Origin of the sequence: Nocardia vermiculata NBRC 100427, assembly GCF_001613265.1 — a bacterium.
In the GTDB taxonomy this organism is placed as follows: Bacteria; Actinomycetota; Actinomycetes; order Mycobacteriales; family Mycobacteriaceae; genus Nocardia; species Nocardia vermiculata.
The window spans coordinates 47690-68742 of sequence record NZ_BDCA01000004.1; the positions used below are offsets into that span (position 1 = coordinate 47690).

Sequence of the window (21053 nt, forward strand, 5' to 3'; positions counted from 1 at the left end):
GGCCGGAGCGTTCGTGGCCGCATGTGCCCGATGAGGTGCGCGACACACCGCCACACTCTTTTCTTGACTTATTCCAGAAAATGGGCAGACTGGGTTCATGCACACCGAGGGCTTCGATCCACGACAGCGCTTACGCGAGGTCGGCTTGCGGGTTACCCGCCCGCGGGTGGCGGTGTTGGAAGCGGTAGCAGCCCAACCGCATTCGGACGCCGACCGGGTCACCGCCACGGTGCGTGCGCAGCTGGGTTCGGTGTCCACCCAGGCCGTCTACGACGTACTCCACGCCTGTGTGGGCGCCGGCCTGCTGCGCCGTATCGAACCGGCCGGATCGCCGGCGTTGTACGAGGCCCGTATCGCCGACAACCACCACCATCTGGTGTGCAGGAGTTGCAACACCGTCGTGGACGTGGACTGTGCCGTGGGTGGCGCGCCCTGCCTCGATCCATCGGACACGCACGGTTTCACGATCGACGAGGCCGAGGTCGTGTACTGGGGCCTGTGTCCACAGTGCCGGCGCTCCGGTGACGCTTCACCTCGATAGTCCGGGTCTCCTCCCGGGCAGTAGCACCACTACAGGAGGATTCGATGACAGAGTCGACGACCAAACCCACGACGACCAACACCGGAACCCCGGTACCCAGCGACAACGAATCGCTGACCGCGGGCACCGAAGGCCCGATTCTCCTGCACGATCACTACCTGATCGAGAAGCTGGCGCAGTTCAACCGGGAGCGGGTGCCCGAGCGCATCGTGCATGCCAAGGGTGCGGGCGCATTCGGTGAGCTGGTCGTGACCAACGACGTCAGTCGCTTCACCAAGGCGGCGCTGTTCCAGCCCGGTGCGCGGACCGAATCACTGGCCCGGTTCTCCACCGTCGCCGGTGAGCAGGGCAGCCCCGACACCTGGCGTGACCCACGCGGTTTCGCGATCAAGTTCTACACGCCCGACGGCAACTACGACCTGGTCGGCAACAACACCCCGGTGTTCTTCATCAAGGACCCGATCAAGTTCCCCGACTTCATCCGGTCGCAGAAGCGCCTGCCCGACAGCGGACTTCGCGATCACAACATGCAGTGGGACTTCTGGACCCTGCGACCCGAGACCGCACATCAGGTGACCTGGTTGATGGGCGATCGTGGCATTCCGAAGACCTATCGCCACATGAACGGCTACGGCTCGCACACCTACCAGTGGATCAACGCCGAGGGGGAGCGCTTCTGGGTGAAGTACCACTTCAAGACCGATCAGGGGCAGCAGCATCTGACCCAGGCCGAGGCCGACACGTTGGCCGGCACCGATCCCGACTACCACCGCCAGGATCTGTGGGACGCCATCGAGCGGGGTGAATTCCCCAGTTGGACCGTGTATGTCCAGGTGATGCCGGTGGGCGAGGCGGCGAACTATCGCTTCAACCCGTTCGACCTGACCAAGGTGTGGTCGAAGCAGGACTACCCGCTGATCGAGGTCGGCACGTGGACGCTGAACCGCAACCCGCGCAACTACTTCGTCGAAATCGAACAGGCCGCGTTCGAGCCGTCGGCCATCGTGCCGGGTATCGGTTATTCACCCGACAAGATGCTGCTGGGCCGGGTGTTCGCCTATGCCGACGCGCATCGGTATCGCATCGGCACCAACTACCATCAGCTGCCCTCGAATCGTCCGCGGGCAGCCGAGGTGAACTCCTACTCGAAGGAGGGCGCCATGCGGTACGAATTCAACGCGCCGGAGGTGCCGGTGTACGCGCCCAACTCCTTCGGCGGCCCGCATGCCGATCCCGCGGCGGCGCCGGAGGAGGCGGCGTGGAGCTTCGAACCAGAACAGGTCCGGGCCGGCTACCTGCAGCACGCCGAGGACAGTGACTGGGCGCAGCCCGGCACACTGGTCCGCGAGGTCTTCGACGACGAACAGCGTGACCGGCTGGTGAGCAATGTGGTCGGCCACGTGCTGGGCGGCGTCCGGGAACCGGTGCTCGGCCGGGTCTTCGAGTACTGGAAGAACGTCGACCCCGAGATCGGCAAGCGCATCGAGGAAGGTGTCCGGGCCGGATCGAACGGCAACGACTGACAGCATCGGACCGACGGGCCCGCATCGCGGTAGGCGATGCGGGCCCGTCGTCGTTTCGGAAGGGACCGCGAGGGCTCAGGCGTGCCGCCGGGCATGTAACCCGTCCATGATGAGCCCGATTTCCTCGTCGAAGTTCTCTTCCCGGATTCGCGCGGAATCACCGCCGCGCTGGTCGAGATAGCTCCGGTAGATCCGCGGATACGGTCGCGCGGCACTTTCCGCGGCAGCCATGAACCGGGCGAACCATTCCTGCTCGGCCAGCCCGCTACGGGTCACCGAGGTGAGCATCGCCGCCTCGGTCGAGCTGGTGCCGATGACGTAGGCCAACAAGGTATTCGAGGCGCGGTCCGCGGCCGACGGGCCGAACCCGGCGTTCTCCAGGATGGTCAGCAGCGATTCGGACAACCGCATCATGTTCGGGCCCAGATAGGCCAGGCCCGCACTGCTCATCACCACGGGAATCCATGGGTGCCGCAACATGATCCGGCGGATGTCGCGGCACAACTCGAGCATCGTGGCACGCCAATCGGCCGCGGTGCCGGTCGGCAATCGCAGTTCGCCGAAGGCCTCGTCGACCACGAGTTCCAGTAGTTCGTCCTTGTTGGCCACATGCGTGTAGAGCGATGTCGCGCCCGCGCCGAGCCGGGTGCCCAGCTTGCGCATGCTCAGCGCTTCGAAACCGTCGGTATCGAGCAGTGCGATGGTCTCGGCAACGATCTGCTCGCGGCTCAATGCCGGTTGCTCGCGCCGCCGGCGCTGCTCCCGAGTCCACACCGATTGCAGCTGCGCGGGTGCGGACTCGCTCGCCTCGGTGGGCGCGGTCGGCTCCGGGTGCGGCGCCATGGCTCTCCCTTCGGATCCTGCTGATCCCCTGTCCAACTCCGGCACCAGCATAGCCCGGTCCGTACATTGTTCGAACCCCCGCACGCCGTACCCTTGCCGAACACTGTGCGGTGACCGTACAGTGTACGGAATAGCGTACGGTGTGCGCTCGAGGATTTCGAGAGATATCGAAAGGTTCGGCAATGGATAGTTCGGAATCGACCTCGATCGGCAGCTCGCGCCGCTGGCTGATCCTGGTCGTGTTGTGCCTCAGCTCGCTGGTGCTGGTGATCGACAATATGGTGCTCACCGTGGCGATCCCGCAGATCGCGACGAACCTGCACGCCGACGCCCAGCAGATTCAGTGGATCATCGATGCCTACCTGCTGGTGTTCGCCGGTCTGCTGCTCACCTCCGGCATCCTCTCCGACCGCTTCGGCCGGCGCCTGGTCATGGTGATCGGTCTGGTGGTCTTCGGCGCCGCCTCACTGCTGGCCGCCTATGCAGGCAGCCCGGAACTGCTGATCGCCGGACGTGTCCTGATGGGTATCGGCGGGGTGCTGATCATGCCCAGCACCCTGTCGATCCTGATCACCGTGTTCGATGACCGGGAACGGCCGAAAGCGATCGCGGCCTGGAGTGCGGTGGCCACCCTGGGGATGGTCGGCGGTCCGGTCCTCGGCGGCGTCCTGCTCGAGCACTTCTGGTGGGGTTCGGTATTCCTGATGAACGTGCCGATCGCCGGCCTCGCCATCGTGGCGGCCCTGGTCCTGATGCCGGAATCGAAGGGGCCGTGGCGCACACCCGATCTGCCGGGCATCGTGCTGTCCAGCGTCGGGATGGCAGCGCTGGTATGGACGATCATCGCGGTGCCGCAGCGTGGGTGGACCGATGCCGGAACTCTCGCCGCGGCGGTCGTTGCGCTCATCGCCCTGAGCGGTTTCGTCGTGCGTGAGCTGCGGACGGATGCACCAATGGTCCCGCTGCAGTTGTTCGCCGACCGCACCTTCACCGGTTCCAGCTTCTCGCTGGTACTGGTCACCTTCGCCAACGGCGGACTGGTTCTGGTGCTGACCCAATATCTGCAGTTCGTCCTCGACTACTCGCCGATGCGCACCGCGCTGGCATTCACCCCGATGGCGGTGGCGCTGCTCGCATTCAATGCGCTGGGGGCAGGTGCGGTGCCGAAGCTCGGCGCGAAAATCGTCACGGTGGTGGGCTTGGTGATCGTCGCCGCCGGTTTCGGGGTATTGGCGACCCTCGACGCGGGTACCGGCTTCTGGTTGCCCGCCCTGGCCATGGCCCTGCTCGGTGCCGGTGCCGGACTGGCGATGCCCGCCGCGATCGGTGCCCTGATGAGCGCGGTGCCCACCGAGCATGCCGGTGTCGGTTCCGCACTCAACGACACCATTCAGCAGACCGGCGGCGCTCTGGGCGTGGCCGTCCTCGGCGCAATTCTTGCCGGTACCTATGCGGCGGATATGCCGGATTCGGCACCGGCCTCGGCGCGTGAGTCGATCGCGGGGGCGCTCGGTACCGGTGACGACGTGCTGGCCGGCCTCGCGCGTGCGGCCTTCAGCTCGGGTATGCAGGCGGCATTCGCGGTCGGCGCGGCGGGTGCGGTGGTCGCCGCGGTGGTGGCGATGCTGCTGATGCGGAATGCGAAGAATGGTGCGGCACAGACAGACCCGGACGAATCCGGGGAACTGGTCGAAAGCCGCTGACCAGGTCTGATCGAGGACTACCGACCAGGGCTGGTGGAAACTCGCCGACCAGCCGGGTGCGGGCTGCGTCTCCCGCGGACGCGAAGCCCGCGGGCGAGCCGGGAAGCCGGCACCGGGCTCAGATCAGTCCCCACCAGTAGACCAGGCAAGCCAATACCAAGACGACCGCAGTTTCCATACCTCCATCATTCCTCGAGATGGATTCCGCTGCCGCCTCGCCTCGGCGGAGACTGCGGAGATCGGCGGCCCAATCCGGGGAGCCGCCGGAACGCCGACGATCCGCGCGGTCTGTCAACCCTCGTGGACAGGCCGAGCGGATCGGCTCGGTGTGCGCCGGGTGGTGATCCTGCCGCCCCCTCTCGCGGCAGGAGCACTCCCGGTGTCGAGATCAACAATGCCGGGGAGTGCTTGCCGCGCACTTAACGGGCGCTTGTGTAGTTCAGCCCACGATGACGACGATCAGCCGCCGTTCGGTCTCCTCGATGACGCCGCCGACCCGGCCGGTGTCGGCCTCCGGGTCGGTCATCACGGTGGGGCCGCCGAACCAGGTGATGGATCGGCGGGGGTCCAGCTTGTCGAGGACCTGGGGGAGCGAATGGTCGATCTGGTCGGCACGGACCACGCAGATATGGCAGTCCGCCAGGACGGCCGCGTCGCGGCGGCATTGACCGGGCCCACCGTCGAGAATCAGCGTTCCGGCGTCGGCGACCGCACCGGCGCACGCGGTGACGACGGCATCGGTGCGTTCGCGGTCCAGTACCGACAGCTGGGGTTGGTCGTCGAGAACCCGATGCTCCGCGGCGGCAGCCCAATCCGACAGCCAGTCCTCGGGAAGACCGTCGGGGGCGAGCGCGGAAACCGCGCCGTGGCCGCGCAGAGCCACATCGATGGTGGTACTCACCTGCTCGGCATCGGTCCGATGGACCTGAGCGCCGTAGTGCTCGAGCCGCTCGGTGAACAGTTCGATGACGGCGGCCTGGTCCTCGGCCGAGGTCACCGGTGCATGGCGCTGATAGTTGCGTGGAACCGGCACCGTGCGTTCGTCATCGGGTAGCGCCTCGAGGGCATCGCGCACGCGGCGCAGGAAATCCTCCCGCGAGGTCACCGTGTATCTCCCGTTCGATAACTCCGGCCCTCCCGCCGGATACTGCATCGGCACCAGGCTACCGTGAGGTAGGAGCAGGCGAGTTCACGGTGTGGATTCGATGCGGCGCCGACGCCGGCTCGAGGTGATGACCAGGTCCGCCGCAGTTGCCGTCCACACCGCCAGCGCTACCCAGGCCTCCCCGTGGCCGAAATCGACCATCCACTGCTGGCCGGTGGCCGTGCCCAGCTCGGCAGTCCCGACGCCGTACATCCCCACCGGGAAGACGATGCTCCACAGGCCGGGTTCGTAACTCAGCCCGAAATGCCGGATCACATGGCGCCAGATCCCGGCGGCCAGCAGCAACGGCACCAGCCAGCTGCCGAAAGCCCACAACACCAGCACCGATCCCTCGATCATCGGCCGCACGGTCACGATCAGCCCTACCGCGCGCTTCTCCAATATCTGGGTGCCGGCCAGCACGCTGATTGCGGTGGCACCCATGAAGATCCAGTACGTAGGGGCCAGGCGCTGCTCGGTCAGCGAGGTGCTGAACAGGCTGCCGAGTACCACCGTGGCCACGAATCCGTACAGCACCACGCCCACCGACCAGCACAGCAGCGCGGGGACCGCGAAGCGCTGACTCCACGGCTGCGGCAGTGCGGTCGCGGCCACCGCGACCGATTGCGTGCCGACCACCCACAGGAACCACGTCCCGTTTGCGCCGGTGACCGTTGTGGGCCCACCGTGGTGCAGCATCAACAGCGCCGGGATCACGTAACACAGCACTCCCCACGACAGCACCGCCACCAGCAACAGCACCAGCGCGGCGCCGATCCACCCGTGCCGGGACAGCCCCGCCGACATCACCCCGGTCGCGGCCACGAAGGCCAGATAGGTGAAGCCGGTGGCCGGGTTCAGGGCATCGGCCACCACCCGGTCCCGGAACCATCCGATCCGCACGGCCGTGGCGAGCAGGAGAACGACGTAGGCGATCAGGCCGAGGATCAGCAGCGCGGTCCCGCCCCAGGACCAGCCCGCGGCACCCACCGCGCGCGAGACGATGCCGGTCGCCATTACCGAGGCGAACCAGCCGGGCCCGAGATCGGCCACGAAACGCATTCGCCGCCCGAACGACTCGTTCACAGCGTGAGTGTTCCACGCGACGGCCGGTACCGGTGGTAACAACACCGGGCACTGTCGAGCGTGCTCCACCGGGGCGCCGCAGGAACGGGGCTGCCGGTGAAGCGTGTCGCGATCAGGAGACGGCAACCTTCTCGCGCTCGACCGCGGGGTCGTCGCGCACCACGAGCAGACGTTCGCGGTGGTGTTCCTCGTGCAGGTCCTGCCGGCGTGCATGGAGCAGCTGTTCGAGGGTGATGATGCCGCACAGTGTGGCCGGATCGTCGCGCTCGACCACGGGTGCCGCGGTCACATGTGCCAGGGCCAGCGCATTCGCCACCTCGCGCAGCGTGTTGTCCGGGTGCACGGAGGTCCGGATCTCCAGCGTCGCCGCGGCGACTGCAGCGCCGCGGTGATGCTGGAGCACCTGCTTGGTAGTGACGCCGACCAAGGCGCCCGAGCGGTCCAGCACCGGATACAGCCCGGCGTAATGGGTGTGCGGCAGCACCGCATCGGTGAGCTGATCGGATTCGAGAATCATCGGCTCGGCCGTCATCACCTCGTGGGCGAAGAACGTCTCCAGCGGATCGGTGGTGTATTCGCGGGTGAGGTGCAGGCGCCGGCGCGCGATCTTCTCGGTGAGTACGGATCGCTTGAGCAGCAGTACCGAGACCGCGTACGCCGAGACCGAGGCGACCGCCAACGGCATCACATCGTTCCAGGCGTGGGTGAGTTCGCAGGTGAATACGATGCCGGTCAGCGGGGACCGCATCACACCGCCGACCACCGCGGCCAGCCCGCACATCGCCCAGAAGCCCGGGGTCACCTCGGGCAGCAGGCCGCCTTCGGCCGCGCCCAGCGCGGCGCCGATCATGAAGACCGGGGCCAGCACCCCGCCGGAGGTTCCCGACCCCAGCGACAGCGACCAGATCAGTGTCTTGACCACCAGGATGCCGACGATCAGCGACATGGTGGCGTGGCCGGTGAGCAGTTGGTCGATGACGTCGTAGCCGACGCCCAGTGCGCGCGGTTCGAACAGCCCGCCGACACCGATGATCAGCCCGCCGATCGCCGGCCACCACATCCAGTGCACCGGGAGTTTGGCGAAGGAGTCCTCCGCGAAATACACCATCGCGGTGGCGGCGATCGCCAGCAGGCCGCCGGTGATGCCGGGGATCAGCGCCAGGCCGTCGGCGAGGGCGCCCGGGTTCAGCCCGTCGGTCGGCACCGGGAAGATGGGCCCGTCGCCGAGCAGTGCCCAGCGGCAGATCGTTCCGGTGACCACGGCGGCCACCACCGGAATGAAACTGCGCGGGCGCCACTCGAACAGCAGCAGTTCCACCGCGAGCAGGATCGCGGCGAGCGGGGCGTTGAAGGTGGCCGCCATTCCGGCTGCGGAGCCCGCCACCAGCAGTGTTTTACGTTCGTCGGCGGACAGTTTCAGAAACTGCGCCAGGATCGAGCCCACGGCGCCGCCGGTCATGATGATCGGCCCCTCCGCGCCGAACGGCCCGCCGGAACCGATGCTGATGGCCGCCGAGGCCGGCTTGAGCACCGCGACGCGGGGCTGCACCCGGGATCCGCCGGTCAGGATGGCCTCGATCGCCTCGGGCATACCGTGGCCGCGGATCTTCTCCGAGCCGTAACGGGCCATCACGCCGATGATCAGGCCGCCCACGACCGGAGCGGTGAGCACCAGCCACCAGGGGTGATGGGCGGCCCCCGGCGCCACCATCTCGGTGTTGATGCGCTGGTAGAAAACCAGATTCGTGATCAGCGCGATCAGTTTCAGCAGAATGTAGGCGGCCACTGCCGCCGCGCCGCCGACCGGGACCGCGAGGGCCGCGATGCGCAGTAATCGTGGGGTGACCTGGAAATCGCCCAGATGGGCTGCTCGAGTATGTCCGCTCACAGCGCACCCGGCCCGGTCCAGGCGATGAGCGGGGTGGTGGCGGCCGCTCGGACGAGATCGGTGGCGGCGGCCAGTGCGCGGGCGCGGGCCTCGGGATCCAGTCCGTCGAGCAGCGCGCCGAAGGCGACGTTGCGGCGTTGCAGTACCTGATCGACCACCGCCCGGCCGGCATCGGTGACCTCGACGGTGACGACGCTGCGGTTGTGTGGATCGGTGCCGCGCACGGCGTAGCCACGAGTCTCCAGCTTGTCGGCGAGCCGCGTGACCGATGAGGCGTTGACGCCGAGTGCCCCGGCCAGTTTCGAGGACGACACCCGGCCCAACGCCTGCAGGATCAGCAGGAAGCGCATCTGCGGAAAGGTCACCCCGGGAGGTGCGGCGTGGGCACTGTCCCAGGCGATCGAGACCAGCATTCTGGTCAGTGCCTCGAGCGCTTCGATTTCTGCTGTCTCGTCGTGTTCTCCCGCGACAGAGAGTGGCGCGGGAGACCCCTCATGGTCTTGCATTAAACAAGACTTGCAATGTGCAAAAGGTGCGTCAAATCGAAGGCCCCGGCTGTGGGTTGATTCACAGCCGGGGCCATGTCGAATTCGGACGAGATTCGCCTATACGACCGAATCGACGCGGTGGGGCGGGTACCTTACGCCGAAGCGGCCAGGAACTCCGCTGCCTTCTCGCCGATCATGTAGCACGGCGCGTTGGTGTTGCCGCCGGTGATGCTCGGCATGATCGAAGCGTCCGCCACGCGCAGACCCTCGATGCCACGCACGCGGAGCTGTGGGTCGACCACGGCCCGCTCGTCCACACCCATCCGGCAGGTGCCCACCGGGTGGTACACCGAGTGGATGCGCCGGGGCAGCTCGCGCCGCAGGGCGGTCTCGTCGATGTAGGCGGGTCCGGGGGACAGTTCCTCGGTGATGTCGCCGGCGATGGCCTTGTGCGCTGCCGCCTCGCGAATCATGCCCATGGCCTCCACCAGGAAGTCCATATCGGCAGGGTCCGACAGGTAGCCCGGGTCGATCACCGGCGAGGCCAGCGGATCGGTGGAGGCCAGCCGCAGTTCGCCGCGGCTCTTGGGGTAGATCAGCGTCGGGAAGACCGTCATCGCCTCGCGGCGATCGACCATGTGCAGCTTGTCCTCGTCCTGGTTGGGCGTCGGGTAGCTCCACGGCAGGGTGTGGATCTGCATATCCGGGACGTCCTTGGCGAACGAGGTCCGCACGAAGCCGACCGATTCGAACACCGTGCGGCCCATCCAGGAGCTGCCCGGGCGCACCAGTTCGCGCGCCAGGCCGGCGGCGAAATGCGAGGGGATACCGCGGTGCAACGCCTTCTTCGACACGAAGGTCATCGGCACGAACAGGTGATCGTGCAGGTTCTGACCGACCGGCAGGTCCGCATTAACCTCGATGCCGAGGTCACGCAGTTGCCCGGCCGGGCCGATGCCCGACAGCAGCAGCAGGTGGGCCGAACCCATGACGCCGCCGGAGACCACCACCTCCTTGGCCGCGCGGATGATGCGGCGACCCTTCTTCTCGATGACCTCGACGCCGATCGCCCGGCCCTTCTCGATCACCACACGGGCGACGTGCGCACCGGTGACGACCTTCAGGTTCGGGTTCGGGCGGTTGGTGATGAAGCCGCGCGAGGAGCTGTAGCGCAGACCGTCTTTCACGCTCTGCTGGAAGATGCTGATGCCCTCTTGGGATTCACCGTTGTAATCCTCGATCACCGGGACGTTGAAGGTGTCGGCCGCGGCCTCCATCCACTCCTTGGCGATGGGAGTCAGTTCCTTCTGCCGGGTGACCTCGATCGGGCCGCCGCTGCCGCGCAGGTCGCTGGCGCCGTCCTCCCAGTTCTCCAGCCGCTTGTAGGCGGGCAGGACGTCCTCGTAGCTCCAGCCCTCGCAGCCCTCGGCGGCCCACGAGTCGTAGTTCGCCTTGTTGCCGCGTACGAACAACATGCCGTTCACGGAGCTGGAACCGCCGAGCACCTTGCCGCGGGTCATCGGGATCTCGCGCTCGGCCGCATGCTTCTGCGGTACCGAGTACTGCCCCCAGGTGACGCGATGCTTGAGCTGGGGAACGACGTGCAGTGTCGAGATCATGCCCGGCACGGTCACCGTCTTGGAGGTGTCCTTGCGGCCCGCCTCCAACAGGATCACGCTGGCCCCGCGTTCGGCGAGCCGGCCCGCGACGGTGGCACCGGAGCTGCCCGCACCGATGACGACGTAATCGGCTTGGCTGGTATCCGCGGTGCGCGGAGAGTCGGTCATGTTCGGTTACCTCATCCTCGAAGTGTGCGGGCAGATCGCGGCGGCGCCCGGCCGGGGGGAGCGTGCCTGGGACTCACCACACGAGCGCGTGCCTGCGATCACTGTAGAACAAGTTCTAATATTGGTGAAGACGTCAGTTCGAGAAGCTTGGGTCCGAGGTTCGGTACTGGGAACGATATCGTGCCGATGACCAGGGATGTTCGATAGGTCACAGCATAGAACAGGTTGCAGTTGATCCGATCGTCGCGCGATTGTGGACCGTCGGACGGGTCGCTGTGGAACGGGTGGGGATCGTGTCACCGCCGCGGAAGTCGCCCTGGCGTACGCCGAGATTCCACCTATCATTTCGAGGGTGACCGATATTCGTGAAATCCCCGTACAGACTCTTGCCGGCGAATCCGCGACCCTGGGCGATGTGGCCGGTGACAAGGCCGTCCTCGTGGTCAACGTGGCCTCGAAATGCGGTCTGACACCGCAGTACACCGGTCTGGTGGCGCTGCAGCAGGCCTACGGCTCACGTGGTTTCAGCGTGGTGGGCGTGCCGTGTAATCAGTTCATGGGACAGGAACCCGGCACCGCCGAGGAGATCCAGCAGTTCTGCTCCACCACCTACGGGGTGGACTTCCCGTTGCTCGCCAAGGTCGATGTCAACGGGGACGACCGCCACCCGCTGTATCGCGAACTGGTGCAGACCGCCGACGCCGAGGGCGAGGCGGGCGACATCCAGTGGAATTTCGAGAAGTTCCTGGTGGGGCGGGACGGGAAGGTCGTCGGCCGGTACCGTCCCCGCACCGAACCGCAGGACCCGACCTTGGTAGCAGCCATCGAAGCGTCGCTGTAATTTTTGCGGTGTCAGTCCCGCATGACCTGTAGGGCCGAGGTTTCCAGGCGGTCGGCGATTTCGGCGTACGACGCATAGCCGACGCCGGCGCGGACCAGGGCGCCCGCGTAGAGCAGCTCCAGGGTTTCCACTACATCGGGATCGGCATCCGTGCCCAGCGCATCCAGCAGGCGCCGCCGGATCTCGGTCCCGATGCGGGTGCGCAGATGTGCGACATCCGGATCGGTGCCCAGTAGTGCGCTGGTGACCGCGCCTGCCAGGGCGGGTTCGTCGGCGACCAGCATGGCGATCTGCCGCAGTACCGCGACGACGCGCGCGGTCCGGCCGGAACCGTCCTCGGGCACCGGGGGTGGGTTGGCTGCCAGGCGCCGCCAGAACACCTCCGCGACCAGGTGCTCCTTGGAGGAGAAGTAGGTGTAGGCGGTCGCCGTGCCCACTCCGGCGGCTGAAGCTACCATGCGTACAGTGAGGCCGGCGAAGCCCTCGCGCGACAGCACTTCCAGTGCGGCCCTGGTCAGCCGGTCGACGGTATCGGCCTGCTTCTCGGTGAGGCGGCGACGCGTTGCCTCCATATTCACCGGGGTAGGCTCGGTGGAAATGGGATCAGACACGTGTCCGGATGCTACTCTGGTGAAGCTTCGATAGCAACTCGCAAACACCGTGGGGGAGTCGGCCCGGGCGAGTGGTTATAGTCGTTGATCGCATATATTCGCACCCCGCTCTCTGACATTTTGCGGCGGGTTCGGAAAGGGTGTTCCACAGATGACTCGTGCCGATTCGGAAATTTCCGCGGAAACCGGGCGATTGTTCGATCTGGCCGAGCAGGCGATCGGATTCATGCCGGTAGACGAGGGAAGAGCTCTCTACGACGCCGTACTGCGATATGCCGCTGATGGAATTGTCGTCGAAATCGGGACCTATTGTGGAAAGTCTTCTATTTACCTGGGTGCGGCCGCGCGGGAAAATGGCGCGACGGTCTATACGATCGACCATCATCACGGTTCGGAAGAACATCAGCCGGGTTGGGAATATCACGATACTTCGCTGGTCGATCCCGAAACCGGTCGCTTCGATACGTTGCTCACATTCCGCCGGACGCTGGTGCGTGCGGAATTGACCGACACCGTCATCGGGGTCGTAGGGTCCTCGGTTACCGTCGCCCGGCACTGGTGCAGCCCGATCCGCATGCTCTTCATCGACGGCGGACACACCGAGGCCGCCGCCCAGCGCGATTACGACGGCTGGGCACATTGGGTCGCGCCGGGCGGCGTGCTCGCCATCCACGACGTGTTCCCGGACCCGGCCGACGGTGGCCAGGCGCCGTTCCACATCTATCGGAAGGCGCTCGACAGCGGCAACTTCCGTGAGGTCGGCGCGGTCGGATCGCTGCGCCTGCTCGAACGCGGCACCGGATGCGGCGGTAAGGGCTGAGTTCTCGGCGTTCTGGACTACACCCGACTACCCGGCGCCCCCGACGACCCAGCGGGGGCGCCGGTTCGTTCAGCTGCGGGAGGCAGCGCAATCGCAGCTGCCGCCGGTGCTGATCGCGGCCCCGGGGAGCGGATCCCGGAAGATCCCGTTACCCGGGGTGGTGCGGGTCAGCGCGTCGGCCGCCAGCACCATCGCGGCGCCGGTCCAGGTGGTGCGTTCCTCCGGCCAGCGTTTACCGTCGGCGAAAACCAGACCGGTCCAATAGGAGCCGTCGTCCTCGCGCAGATGTTGCATGCTCGCCAGCAGCCGGTGTGCGCGCTCGGCATCGCCCAGGGTGTCCAGTGCCAGCACCAGTTCGCAGGTTTCGGCACCGGTGACCCACGGCCGGTCGGACACACAGCGGATGCCGATCTCGCCGACCACGAAATCGTTCCAGCGTGCGGCGATTCGCGCATGTCCGGCCGCTCCGCGCAGCGCGCCGCACAGCACCGGGTAGTACCAGTCCATCGAGTACCGGTCCTTCTCGGCGAAGGCCTCGGGATGGTGCCGCAGGGCGTGGCCCAGGCGCAGTGCCGCGACCTCCCACTCCGGCTGCGCGATGCCGAGCAGTTCGGCGAGCGCGAGACCGCAGCAGATGCTGTGGAACATGCTCGAGCAGCCGGTCAGCAGCGCCTCGGGCAGGAAACCGTGTTCGGTCTGCAGCCAATAGATCTCACCGTTGCCGCCGCGCTGCAGCGAGATGACGTAGTCGATGCCGGCCCGCACGGTCGGCCACATCGAATCCGCGAAGGCCAGATCTCCGGTGCTGAGGTAGTAGTGCCACACGCCCGCAGCGATATAGGCGCAGAAGTTGGTATCGGTATCGGGGTTCTCCACCACCGCACCGCGAAACTGCTGCGGCCAGGAGCCGTCTGCTCGCTGTGTGTTCGCCGACCAGTCGTAGGCTGCGCGGGCGCTGTCACGCAGGCCCGCGACGGTCAGGGCCATCGCCGATTCGACGTGGTCCCAGGGGTCGGTGTGCCCGCCCTGGAACCACGGAATCGAACCGTCGGTGTGCTGCTGTGCGGCAATGGATTCCGCGGTGATCAGGACCTGGCGGCCGGAGACCACACCGGGAATCGATGGCAGGTCAGCGCCGCGCACCGGATACCGCCGGTTTGGTGAAGTACAGTGCGACGCTCTTGCCGATCACCGGATCCAGCGCCGATTCGGCGAGCCGGGTCAGCAACGGGCGTTTCATCATGTCCCACACCAGCATCCGGTGATACAACTTGACCGGCAGCGCATCCGGCTTCTCCACGCCCACCGCACATTTCAACCACCAGTACGGTGCGTGCAGCGAGTGCGCGTGCTCACTGTGAATGAACCGCATCCCGCGTGCGGCGACCTTGCCGCGCAGTTCGTCGGCCTTGTAGATACGCACATGGCCGCCCTCGTTGGCGTGGTACTCGTCCGACAGTGCCCAGCAGATCCGCTCCGGAAGCCAGCGGGGCACCGTGACGGCAAGGGCGCCACCGGGTTTCAGGATACGAACCAGTTCGGCGATCGCGCGGTCGTCGGCGGGGATGTGCTCGAGGATCTCCGAGGCGATCACCACGTCGAATTCACCGTCGTCGAACGGCAGCGCCAGTGCGTCGCCCTGCACCGTCTCCGCGGTCGCGTATTCGGGTGCCTCGCCGGCCTCGACCAGGGCGCCGAACATGATCTTCACATCCGCCAGGTCGTCGGCGTTCTGATCGAAGGCGACGATGTCCGCGCCGCGCCGGTACGCCTCGAAGGAGTGCCGACCCTGACCGCATCCCACATCGATGACGCGGGCGCCCGGGCCCACACCCAAGCGGTCGAAATCGACGGTCAGCATACGTTCGCCTCCTGTGTTGCGGTGGAAAGTTCGGTGCCCAGGCGCCGGGCGATGGCCCGCTCGTACACCGAGACAGTTTGTGCGGCAACGGCTTCCCAGCTGTACACGGTGAGTGCACGGTGTCGTCCGGCCGCGCCGAGCTCATCGATACGCCGCGGTGCGTCGAGCAGTTTCGCCAGTACCCCGGTCAATTCACCGACATTGCCCGGTTCCACCAGTTCCGCGCAGTCGCCCACCACCTCCGGCAGCGCACCGGCCCGGCTCGCGACCAGCGCGGTACCACTGGACAGCGCCTCCACCGCGGGCAGTGAGAAGCCTTCGTACATCGAGGGGATACAGGAGATCTGGGCGGAGGCGAGCAGTTCGGCGAGTGCCTCGTCGGACAGGCCGCTGGAGACGGTGACGATATCGGACAGGCCCAATTCGGCGATCAGCTTCTCGGTGGGCCCGTTCGGCTCGAGCTTGGCCACCAGTTGCAGTTCGACCTCGTGCGACAGACGCAGCCGAGCCAGTGCGGCCAGCAGATGCGAGATGCCCTTGAGCGGTTTGTCGGCGCTGGCCACGGCCACGATCCGGCCGGGGACCCGCCGCTCGCGCGGGCGGAACAGTTCGGTATCCACGCCCAGCGGCACCACGCGTAGTTGCGCGGCGTCCACGCCGAAGTCGTCGGCGATATCGGTGGCCGAGGACGAGGAGACGGTGATCAGATCCGGAATCGCGCGCGCCACCCGCTGCTGCATTCCGAGGAAGCCGTACCAGCGCCGCACGAATGCCTTGCGCCGCCACGGTGCCGCGGCCAGATCGACCTCGCGGTCGCGGGTGATCGGATGATGGATGGTGGCCACCAACGGCAGGTCGCGGGCGATACCGAGCAGGCCCGAACCCAGGCACTGATTGTCGTGCACCACATCGAAATCGCCGAGACGCGAACGCAACAGCCGCGCCGCGCGCATGCTGAAGGTGCGCGGCTCGGGGAATCCGGCAGTCCACATCGTCCCCAGTTCGAGCAGGTCGATGCGGTCGCGGATCTCGCTGGGCCGCGGTGTGCGGAACGGGTCGGAATCACGGTAGAGGTCCAGGCTGGGGACCTCGGTCAGCCGCACCCGGGGATCGAGCAGTTCCGGGTACGGCTGACCGGAGAAGACCTCGACCTCATGGCCGAGTTCGGCCAGACCGTGACTCAACTTCCGGACATACACCCCCTGCCCGCCACAGTGGGTCTTGCTGCGGTAGGACAGCAGGGCGATTCGCACGTCTAAGACTCACTTCCTGTTTCAGGCGCTCAATCCCAGCGGCGCCAACTTGCCTGCCAGCCGATCCAGATACGCCAGCACCTCGGCTTCGGACTTGTCCGGCAACCCGTACAGTACGTCGGTCACTCCGGCCTCCTGCCACTCGGTCAGGCGCTGCGGGTCGGGCTTGCCGTCGAGCGCCACCACACGCGGGGCCTCCGCACGGCCGGCCTCCTGCCACACCTTGGTGAGCAGCCGGAGGCGTTCGAGCAACGTTTCGGTTTCGTACGGGGTGGTGATCCAGCCGTCGGCGGAGCGGGCGATCCAGCGGAAACCCTGCTCGGTCCCGGCCGTGCCGATCAGCACCGGCACGTGCGACTGCACCGGCTTGGGCCAGGCCCAGCTCGGCCCGAACTTCACGAATTCGCCGTCGTAGCTCGCCTCTTCTTCGGTCCACAACGACCGCATGGCCTCGAGGTACTCCCGGAGCACCGTACGGCGCTTCTTACCGGGCACGCCGTGGTCGGCGAGCTCATCGGTGTTCCAGCCGAATCCGGCGCCGATGCTGACCCGGCCGCCGGACAGATGATCCAGCGTGGCAATGGTTTTCGCCAGCGTGATGGCGTCGTGCTCGGTCGGCAGGGCCACCGCAGTGGACAGCTCGATGCGCTCGGTCACCGCGGCCGCGGTGGCGAGGGCGACCCAGGGATCCAGGGTGCGCATGTAGCGGTCGTCGGGCAGGCTCGCGTCGCCGGTCAGCGGATGCGCTGCTTCCCGTTTGATCGGGATGTGCGTGTGTTCGGGGACGAAGAACGACGAGAAGCCGCGTTCCTCGGCCGCCTTGGCCGCCACCGCGGGTTTGATGCCGCGGTCACTGGTGAACAGGACTATGCCGAAACGCATGGTGTTCCTTTCGGTGCTCCGGGCCGGCCCGGAATCAGTTCGACTCGGGGCCGTCGTGCGCGGCGGCGCGGCCGGCGCGGCGGCCGTAGAAGCTGCCGTCGCCGAGCGAGGTGCCACTGGCGTAGCCGCCCGCACACACACCGGAGGTGCAGCGTCCGGCCGCGTACAGACCCGGGATCGGCTCGCCGCTGACGTGCACGACCCGGGAATCGAGATCGGTGCGCAGACCGCCGAGAGTGAAGCCCGCGGTGTAGTTGCGCATATCGAAGCCCGCGACCGGGGTGCCGATCGGCTTCACCCATTCCGGCTTCTTCTTCAGCAGCGGGTCGGTGCCGGCTTCGGCGTGCCGGTTGTAGACCTCGACGGTGCTCTGCAGGGCACCGGCCGGCAGGCCCATCTCGGTCTCGAGCTCCTCCACCGTCTCCGCGGCCCAGGTCGGCGGCTGACGGAAGAAGCGGGTGGCGGTCTCGGTCCCCAGGGCCTCTTCCAGCGCGGCCTCGTCGATGACCAGATAGGCCTGATTCTCCTGCTGGATCAGCGTGGCCTGGCCGATCCGGCCCGGGTAGGTGTCCTCGGCGATATAGCGCTGACCGCGGCCGTTGACCATGATGCCGCGGGCCATCATCTGCGGGTCGCCCATGAACGCGACCTCGGTGGCGTCCATGTGGGCCAGCTGCGCGCCCAGCGCCTGGGCGACCCGGATACCGATACCGTCGTGCTCTTCGATGGCGGCGGCGGGCCGGCCGATCAGGCGCGGTGCATACCCCTCGATCATCTGCTGCTCGTAGGCGAAACTTCCGGTGGCGAGCACCACGCCGCGGCGGGCGCGCACGGTGAGCAGCTTGCCGTAGCGCTTGGCGACCACTCCGACCACCCGGTCGCCGTCGACGATCAGGCGCTGGATCCGGACGTCGTATTCCGCACGGACACCGAGTTTCTCGGCGACATCGCTGAGCGGCTTCATCAGCATGTAGCCGCCGCCCTTCTCCCCGGTGCGCTTGTTCTCCATCTGCGGGAGATGTCCGCGCGGCGCGGGCGTCGCGATCTCGTTGAAGGGTGCGGCGTTCTCGCCGCCGGAGTACATCAGGCCCTCGTCGTGCGGCGGCTCCCAGCCCGGCTCGCCCCAGAATTCCTCCTTGAAGGGGACTCCCTGGGCGACCAGCCAGTTGAAGTGCTCGACGCTGCCCTGGCAGTAGTCGTGCACCTTGGCTTCGTCCACGCCCGGGCCCAGCGCGGCCCGCATGAACTTCTCCATGTTCTCCGGAGTGTCCTCGAAGCCGAGGGCTTTCTGCAGCGGGGTGCCGCCGCCCAGATAGATGAAGCCGCCCGACAGTGCGGCCGCACCGCCCCAGCCGCCGGTACGTTCCAGTACCAGGACGTCGGCACCGGCCTCGGAGGCTTCGATGGCGGCTGTGACGCCGGCGATGCCGTAACCGGCGATCACCACATCGGCTTCGTAATCCCACTCGTCGATCTCGGAGGCGGGCTGCGGGCGTACACCCAGGGTGTCGGACATGCTGGCGTGATTCCTTACTTCTCGGGGGATGCGGCTGCGGCGGCCTTCTTCTGCTCGTCCGCCACCACCTTGCCGACGACGCTGTCGAATTTCGTCCCGGCGGCCCAGCCGGTGTAGTGACACAGGAAGATCGCGATCTCGCGCAGCTGCTCCTCGGTGAGTTCACCGTTGCGCAGTGCGGCACTGACCTGGATCTCGGAGACATCGTGCAGGTTCTGCGCGGTGAGCGCGCCGAGTAGCAGCAGTCGGCGATCGCGCACCGACAGTTCCGGGCGGCTCCAGATGTCGGCGAACAGGTGGTCGACGGTGGTCGCGAAATGTTTGCCGGGGCCGTCGGACACCTCCCAGCCGTAGACCTCGCTCATCTTGGCCAGCCCGCGGGCGCGGCGCTGCTCGGGGGTGAGCTCGTCGGGACTATCGCTCATGACTCTCCTTGGAAATCTCTCCGGGGCCCACGCCGAGCCCGTCACCGAGACCGTCCAGGGCCATTCGCGCGAAGGGTAGTTCGACGCCGAGGCGATCGCCCAGGGCCATCGCCAGTGACAGATCCTTCTCGCCCAGATCGCGGGTGTGGGTGAAGATCGAATGCCAGAAATCGCCGGGCGGAACCGCCGCCGTGGTGTCGCGCAACATGATCGCGCCCGCCCCACCGGTGATCGCGTCCGAATGCCGGACCACCTTACCGAGATCGACGATGTTCAGTCCGGCCGCTTCGGCCAGCCGCTGCGCCTCCGCGGTCGCGGTGAAGGAGACGAAATGCAGCAGGTTGCGGGCCAGTTTCATCCGGGTCCCGGCGCCGACCTCGCCGGCGTGAACCACCAGTTCGGCCCAGTACCCGAACGGTTCGCGCACCTTCTCGAAGGCGTCGGCGCTACCGCCGACCATGACTGCGAGGGACCCCTTCTTGGCGCCCGCACCGCCGCCGCTGACCGGGGCGTCGACGAATTCCACCCCTCGTTCGGCACAGATCCCGGCCAGCTCCACCGCGGTGCGGTCCCCGATGGTCGAGTGCACCGCGACGACGGTCCCCGGTCGCGCTGTGGACAGCACTCCGTCGGGGCCGGTCAGTACGGACCGCACCTGGGCGTCGTTGAGCACCACGATCGAGATCACGTCGGCGCGCTCGGCGACTTCGGCCGCTGTTTTCGCGGCCGCGGCGCCACCGTCGACGAACGGCTGGACCGCCTCGGCTCTGGTGTCGCAGACGACGAGGCCGCCGGGGCGGCCCAGGAGTCGTTCGGCCATCGGTGCACCCATATTGCCCAGGCCGATGAAGCCCGCAGCGTTGGTGCTGTCGTTCGTGGACCCGCTCATGGGCGCCTTTCGATGCTGTCTGGACACGTGTACGGAACTATAGGTTCGACTCTGATCATGGCGCAAGAACTTGTTTCAATTCTGCGGTGTCGCCGGTGTCGCGCCGATCGCTCCCGAGCACGCCGTTCGTCGCCCCGACGTGCTGGTCGAACGTCCGTTCCGTAGGAACGAAAACGTTCGTTCCATTGTCGGGTCCGGATTGCGGTGGTACCGTCCAGACACATGTCCAGCGATGTGTCTTCCGGGACCGGTCGCACGGGTTCCCCGGGCCGAACATGTTCTCGCAGACACCGCTGGCCGACCACGGCTCCCACGGTCACCACCGCCCGGTGACCGTTCCGACTCAGGCCGCGCCGAGCGCCGGCGCCGGCCCGCGACACCGAATGTGAAGGAAGCTGCCATGTCCGGTTTTTCCCGGGACGAACTCGACGAGATGGTCCGCCGCTGGGTGGTGGAGAACGAGCGCTGTGAGGCCGCCGGTGACTGGCGCCCGCTGGCCGATATGTACACCGAGGACGCCACCTACGGCTGGAATTACGGCCCCAAGCAGGAATTCATGTCCGTAGGCCGCGAGGAGATCCGCGACCTCGCGCTCGGGCAGGAGATGGAAGGCCTCGAGGGCTGGACGTACCCGTACCAGGAATTCGTTGTCGACGAGCGCAGCGGCAATGTGATCGGCCTGTGGAAGCAGGTCAACGAGAAGACCCGGGCCGACGGCCGCCACTACAGCCCGGAGGGTATCGGCGGCAGCTGGTTCCGCTACGGCGGCAACTTCCAATGGTCCTGGCAGCGCGACTTTTTCGACTTCGGAAATGTCTCCGCACTGTTCCTGGACATGATCACCGACAAGGCACTGTCCGACGGGATGAGCAAGCGGATCGAGCGCTCGGCGGGCGGCACGCTGCCGGGCTGGTACAAGATCGGCGAGTCGCCGGCCCCGCTGTGGTGAGTG

General features: G+C 67.0%; 20 protein-coding genes. 6 read left to right on the plus strand and 14 right to left on the minus strand.

Annotated elements, in window-relative coordinates; all coding sequences use genetic code 11:
* Positions 1-97: 97 nt before the first annotated feature.
* Positions 98-541, plus strand: coding sequence for a Fur family transcriptional regulator (locus NV2_RS07070; RefSeq protein ID WP_067870739.1), 444 nt, complete (start codon positions 98-100; stop codon positions 539-541).
* 44 nt (positions 542-585) lie between these two features.
* Positions 586-2064 (plus strand): catalase, encoded by a 1479-nt coding sequence (locus NV2_RS07075; protein ID WP_067870740.1) that lies wholly within the window; start codon positions 586-588, stop codon positions 2062-2064.
* A gap of 75 nt (positions 2065-2139) precedes the next feature.
* Here NV2_RS07075 and NV2_RS07080 read toward each other — a convergent pair whose 3' ends face one another.
* The gene (locus NV2_RS07080) at positions 2140-2907 is read right to left on the minus strand and encodes a TetR/AcrR family transcriptional regulator (protein WP_084474065.1); all 768 of its coding nucleotides are present in this window, start codon (positions 2905-2907) and stop codon (positions 2140-2142) included.
* 182 nt (positions 2908-3089) lie between these two features.
* On the opposite strand from NV2_RS07080, the gene NV2_RS07085 reads away from it, so the two are divergent.
* On the plus strand, positions 3090-4610 hold the full coding sequence (locus NV2_RS07085; RefSeq protein ID WP_067870741.1) for an MFS transporter: 1521 nt from the start codon (positions 3090-3092) through the stop codon (positions 4608-4610).
* 439 nt (positions 4611-5049) lie between these two features.
* On the opposite strand, the gene NV2_RS07090 is transcribed toward NV2_RS07085, so the two are convergent.
* The 5 genes from NV2_RS07090 to NV2_RS07110 form a co-directional block, all read right to left on the minus strand.
* On the minus strand, positions 5050-5715 hold the full coding sequence (locus NV2_RS07090) for a LutC/YkgG family protein (protein WP_067870742.1): 666 nt from the start codon (positions 5713-5715) through the stop codon (positions 5050-5052).
* Positions 5716-5799: 84 nt separating this feature from the next.
* Complete coding sequence (locus NV2_RS07095; protein ID WP_067870743.1) at positions 5800-6840, minus strand: tellurite resistance/C4-dicarboxylate transporter family protein; 1041 nt, start codon at positions 6838-6840, stop codon at positions 5800-5802.
* Between the two features lie 112 nt (positions 6841-6952).
* Positions 6953-8728 carry a chloride channel protein gene (locus NV2_RS07100; RefSeq protein ID WP_067870744.1) on the minus strand — a complete coding sequence of 592 codons (1776 nt, stop codon included), beginning with the start codon at positions 8726-8728 and terminating at the stop codon, positions 6953-6955.
* Entirely contained in the window at positions 8725-9234 is a 510-nt protein-coding gene (locus NV2_RS07105; RefSeq protein WP_084474073.1) for a MarR family winged helix-turn-helix transcriptional regulator, read from the minus strand. Before NV2_RS07105 ends, NV2_RS07100 begins: the two co-directional genes overlap by 4 nt.
* Before the next feature lie 134 nt (positions 9235-9368).
* Entirely contained in the window at positions 9369-11003 is a 1635-nt protein-coding gene (locus NV2_RS07110) for a GMC family oxidoreductase (protein WP_067870746.1), read from the minus strand.
* Positions 11004-11355: 352 nt separating this feature from the next.
* On the opposite strand from NV2_RS07110, the gene NV2_RS07115 reads away from it, so the two are divergent.
* Positions 11356-11844 (plus strand): glutathione peroxidase, encoded by a 489-nt coding sequence (locus tag NV2_RS07115; protein WP_067870747.1) that lies wholly within the window; start codon positions 11356-11358, stop codon positions 11842-11844.
* 11 nt (positions 11845-11855) lie between these two features.
* Here the strand turns inward: NV2_RS07115 and NV2_RS07120 are convergent, their stop codons facing one another.
* A complete protein-coding gene (locus tag NV2_RS07120) occupies positions 11856-12422 on the minus strand; it encodes a TetR/AcrR family transcriptional regulator (RefSeq protein ID WP_067870907.1) in 567 nt (188 codons plus the stop codon).
* Positions 12423-12606: 184 nt separating this feature from the next.
* Here NV2_RS07120 and NV2_RS07125 point away from each other — a divergent pair, with 184 nt between their 5' ends.
* Entirely contained in the window at positions 12607-13275 is a 669-nt protein-coding gene (locus tag NV2_RS07125) for a class I SAM-dependent methyltransferase (protein ID WP_067870748.1), read from the plus strand.
* Between the two features lie 69 nt (positions 13276-13344).
* On the opposite strand, the gene NV2_RS07130 is transcribed toward NV2_RS07125, so the two are convergent.
* Genes NV2_RS07130 through NV2_RS07160 form a run of 7 tightly spaced genes read right to left on the minus strand, consistent with a single transcriptional unit; the run spans position 13345 to position 20101 of the window.
* A complete protein-coding gene (locus tag NV2_RS07130; RefSeq protein ID WP_067870749.1) occupies positions 13345-14418 on the minus strand; it encodes a prenyltransferase/squalene oxidase repeat-containing protein in 1074 nt (357 codons plus the stop codon).
* The gene (locus tag NV2_RS07135; protein ID WP_067870750.1) at positions 14405-15136 is read right to left on the minus strand and encodes a class I SAM-dependent methyltransferase; all 732 of its coding nucleotides are present in this window, start codon (positions 15134-15136) and stop codon (positions 14405-14407) included. Before NV2_RS07135 ends, NV2_RS07130 begins: the two co-directional genes overlap by 14 nt.
* On the minus strand, positions 15130-16389 hold the full coding sequence (locus tag NV2_RS07140; protein ID WP_067870751.1) for a glycosyltransferase family 4 protein: 1260 nt from the start codon (positions 16387-16389) through the stop codon (positions 15130-15132). The genes NV2_RS07135 and NV2_RS07140 overlap by 7 nt, the downstream gene beginning before the upstream one ends.
* A gap of 21 nt (positions 16390-16410) precedes the next feature.
* Positions 16411-17271, minus strand: a complete 861-nt coding sequence (locus NV2_RS07145) for a TIGR03619 family F420-dependent LLM class oxidoreductase (RefSeq protein WP_067870752.1) — start codon at positions 17269-17271, stop codon at positions 16411-16413.
* A gap of 34 nt (positions 17272-17305) precedes the next feature.
* A complete protein-coding gene (locus NV2_RS07150) occupies positions 17306-18787 on the minus strand; it encodes an FAD-dependent oxidoreductase (protein WP_067870753.1) in 1482 nt (493 codons plus the stop codon).
* Positions 18788-18801: 14 nt separating this feature from the next.
* Entirely contained in the window at positions 18802-19212 is a 411-nt protein-coding gene (locus tag NV2_RS07155; protein WP_067870754.1) for a carboxymuconolactone decarboxylase family protein, read from the minus strand.
* A complete protein-coding gene (locus NV2_RS07160; protein WP_067870755.1) occupies positions 19202-20101 on the minus strand; it encodes an NAD(P)-dependent oxidoreductase in 900 nt (299 codons plus the stop codon). Before NV2_RS07160 ends, NV2_RS07155 begins: the two co-directional genes overlap by 11 nt.
* Positions 20102-20501: 400 nt before the next feature.
* Between NV2_RS07160 and NV2_RS07165 the strand changes: the two genes are divergently transcribed.
* The gene (locus tag NV2_RS07165; protein ID WP_067870756.1) at positions 20502-21050 is read left to right on the plus strand and encodes a nuclear transport factor 2-like protein; all 549 of its coding nucleotides are present in this window, start codon (positions 20502-20504) and stop codon (positions 21048-21050) included.
* Positions 21051-21053 lie beyond the last annotated feature (3 nt).

What these genes read in the sequence shown, in the direction of transcription:
- NV2_RS07155 (WP_067870754.1), bottom strand. Translation starts at nt 19,212, where the DNA reads ATGAGCGATAGTCCCGACGAGCTCACCCCCGAGCAGCGCCGCGCCCGC.
- NV2_RS07105 (WP_084474073.1), bottom strand. Translation starts at nt 9,234, where the DNA reads ATGCAAGACCATGAGGGGTCTCCCGCGCCACTCTCTGTCGCGGGAGAA.
- NV2_RS07160 (WP_067870755.1), bottom strand. Translation starts at nt 20,101, where the DNA reads ATGAGCGGGTCCACGAACGACAGCACCAACGCTGCGGGCTTCATCGGC.
- NV2_RS07080 (WP_084474065.1), bottom strand. Translation starts at nt 2,907, where the DNA reads ATGGCGCCGCACCCGGAGCCGACCGCGCCCACCGAGGCGAGCGAGTCC.
- NV2_RS07085 (WP_067870741.1), top strand. Translation starts at nt 3,090, where the DNA reads ATGGATAGTTCGGAATCGACCTCGATCGGCAGCTCGCGCCGCTGGCTG.
- NV2_RS07135 (WP_067870750.1), bottom strand. Translation starts at nt 15,136, where the DNA reads ATGCTGACCGTCGATTTCGACCGCTTGGGTGTGGGCCCGGGCGCCCGC.
- NV2_RS07110 (WP_067870746.1), bottom strand. Translation starts at nt 11,003, where the DNA reads ATGACCGACTCTCCGCGCACCGCGGATACCAGCCAAGCCGATTACGTC.
- NV2_RS07165 (WP_067870756.1), top strand. Translation starts at nt 20,502, where the DNA reads ATGTCCGGTTTTTCCCGGGACGAACTCGACGAGATGGTCCGCCGCTGG.
- NV2_RS07070 (WP_067870739.1), top strand. Translation starts at nt 98, where the DNA reads ATGCACACCGAGGGCTTCGATCCACGACAGCGCTTACGCGAGGTCGGC.
- NV2_RS07125 (WP_067870748.1), top strand. Translation starts at nt 12,607, where the DNA reads ATGACTCGTGCCGATTCGGAAATTTCCGCGGAAACCGGGCGATTGTTC.
- NV2_RS07150 (WP_067870753.1), bottom strand. Translation starts at nt 18,787, where the DNA reads ATGTCCGACACCCTGGGTGTACGCCCGCAGCCCGCCTCCGAGATCGAC.
- NV2_RS07145 (WP_067870752.1), bottom strand. Translation starts at nt 17,271, where the DNA reads ATGCGTTTCGGCATAGTCCTGTTCACCAGTGACCGCGGCATCAAACCC.
- NV2_RS07075 (WP_067870740.1), top strand. Translation starts at nt 586, where the DNA reads ATGACAGAGTCGACGACCAAACCCACGACGACCAACACCGGAACCCCG.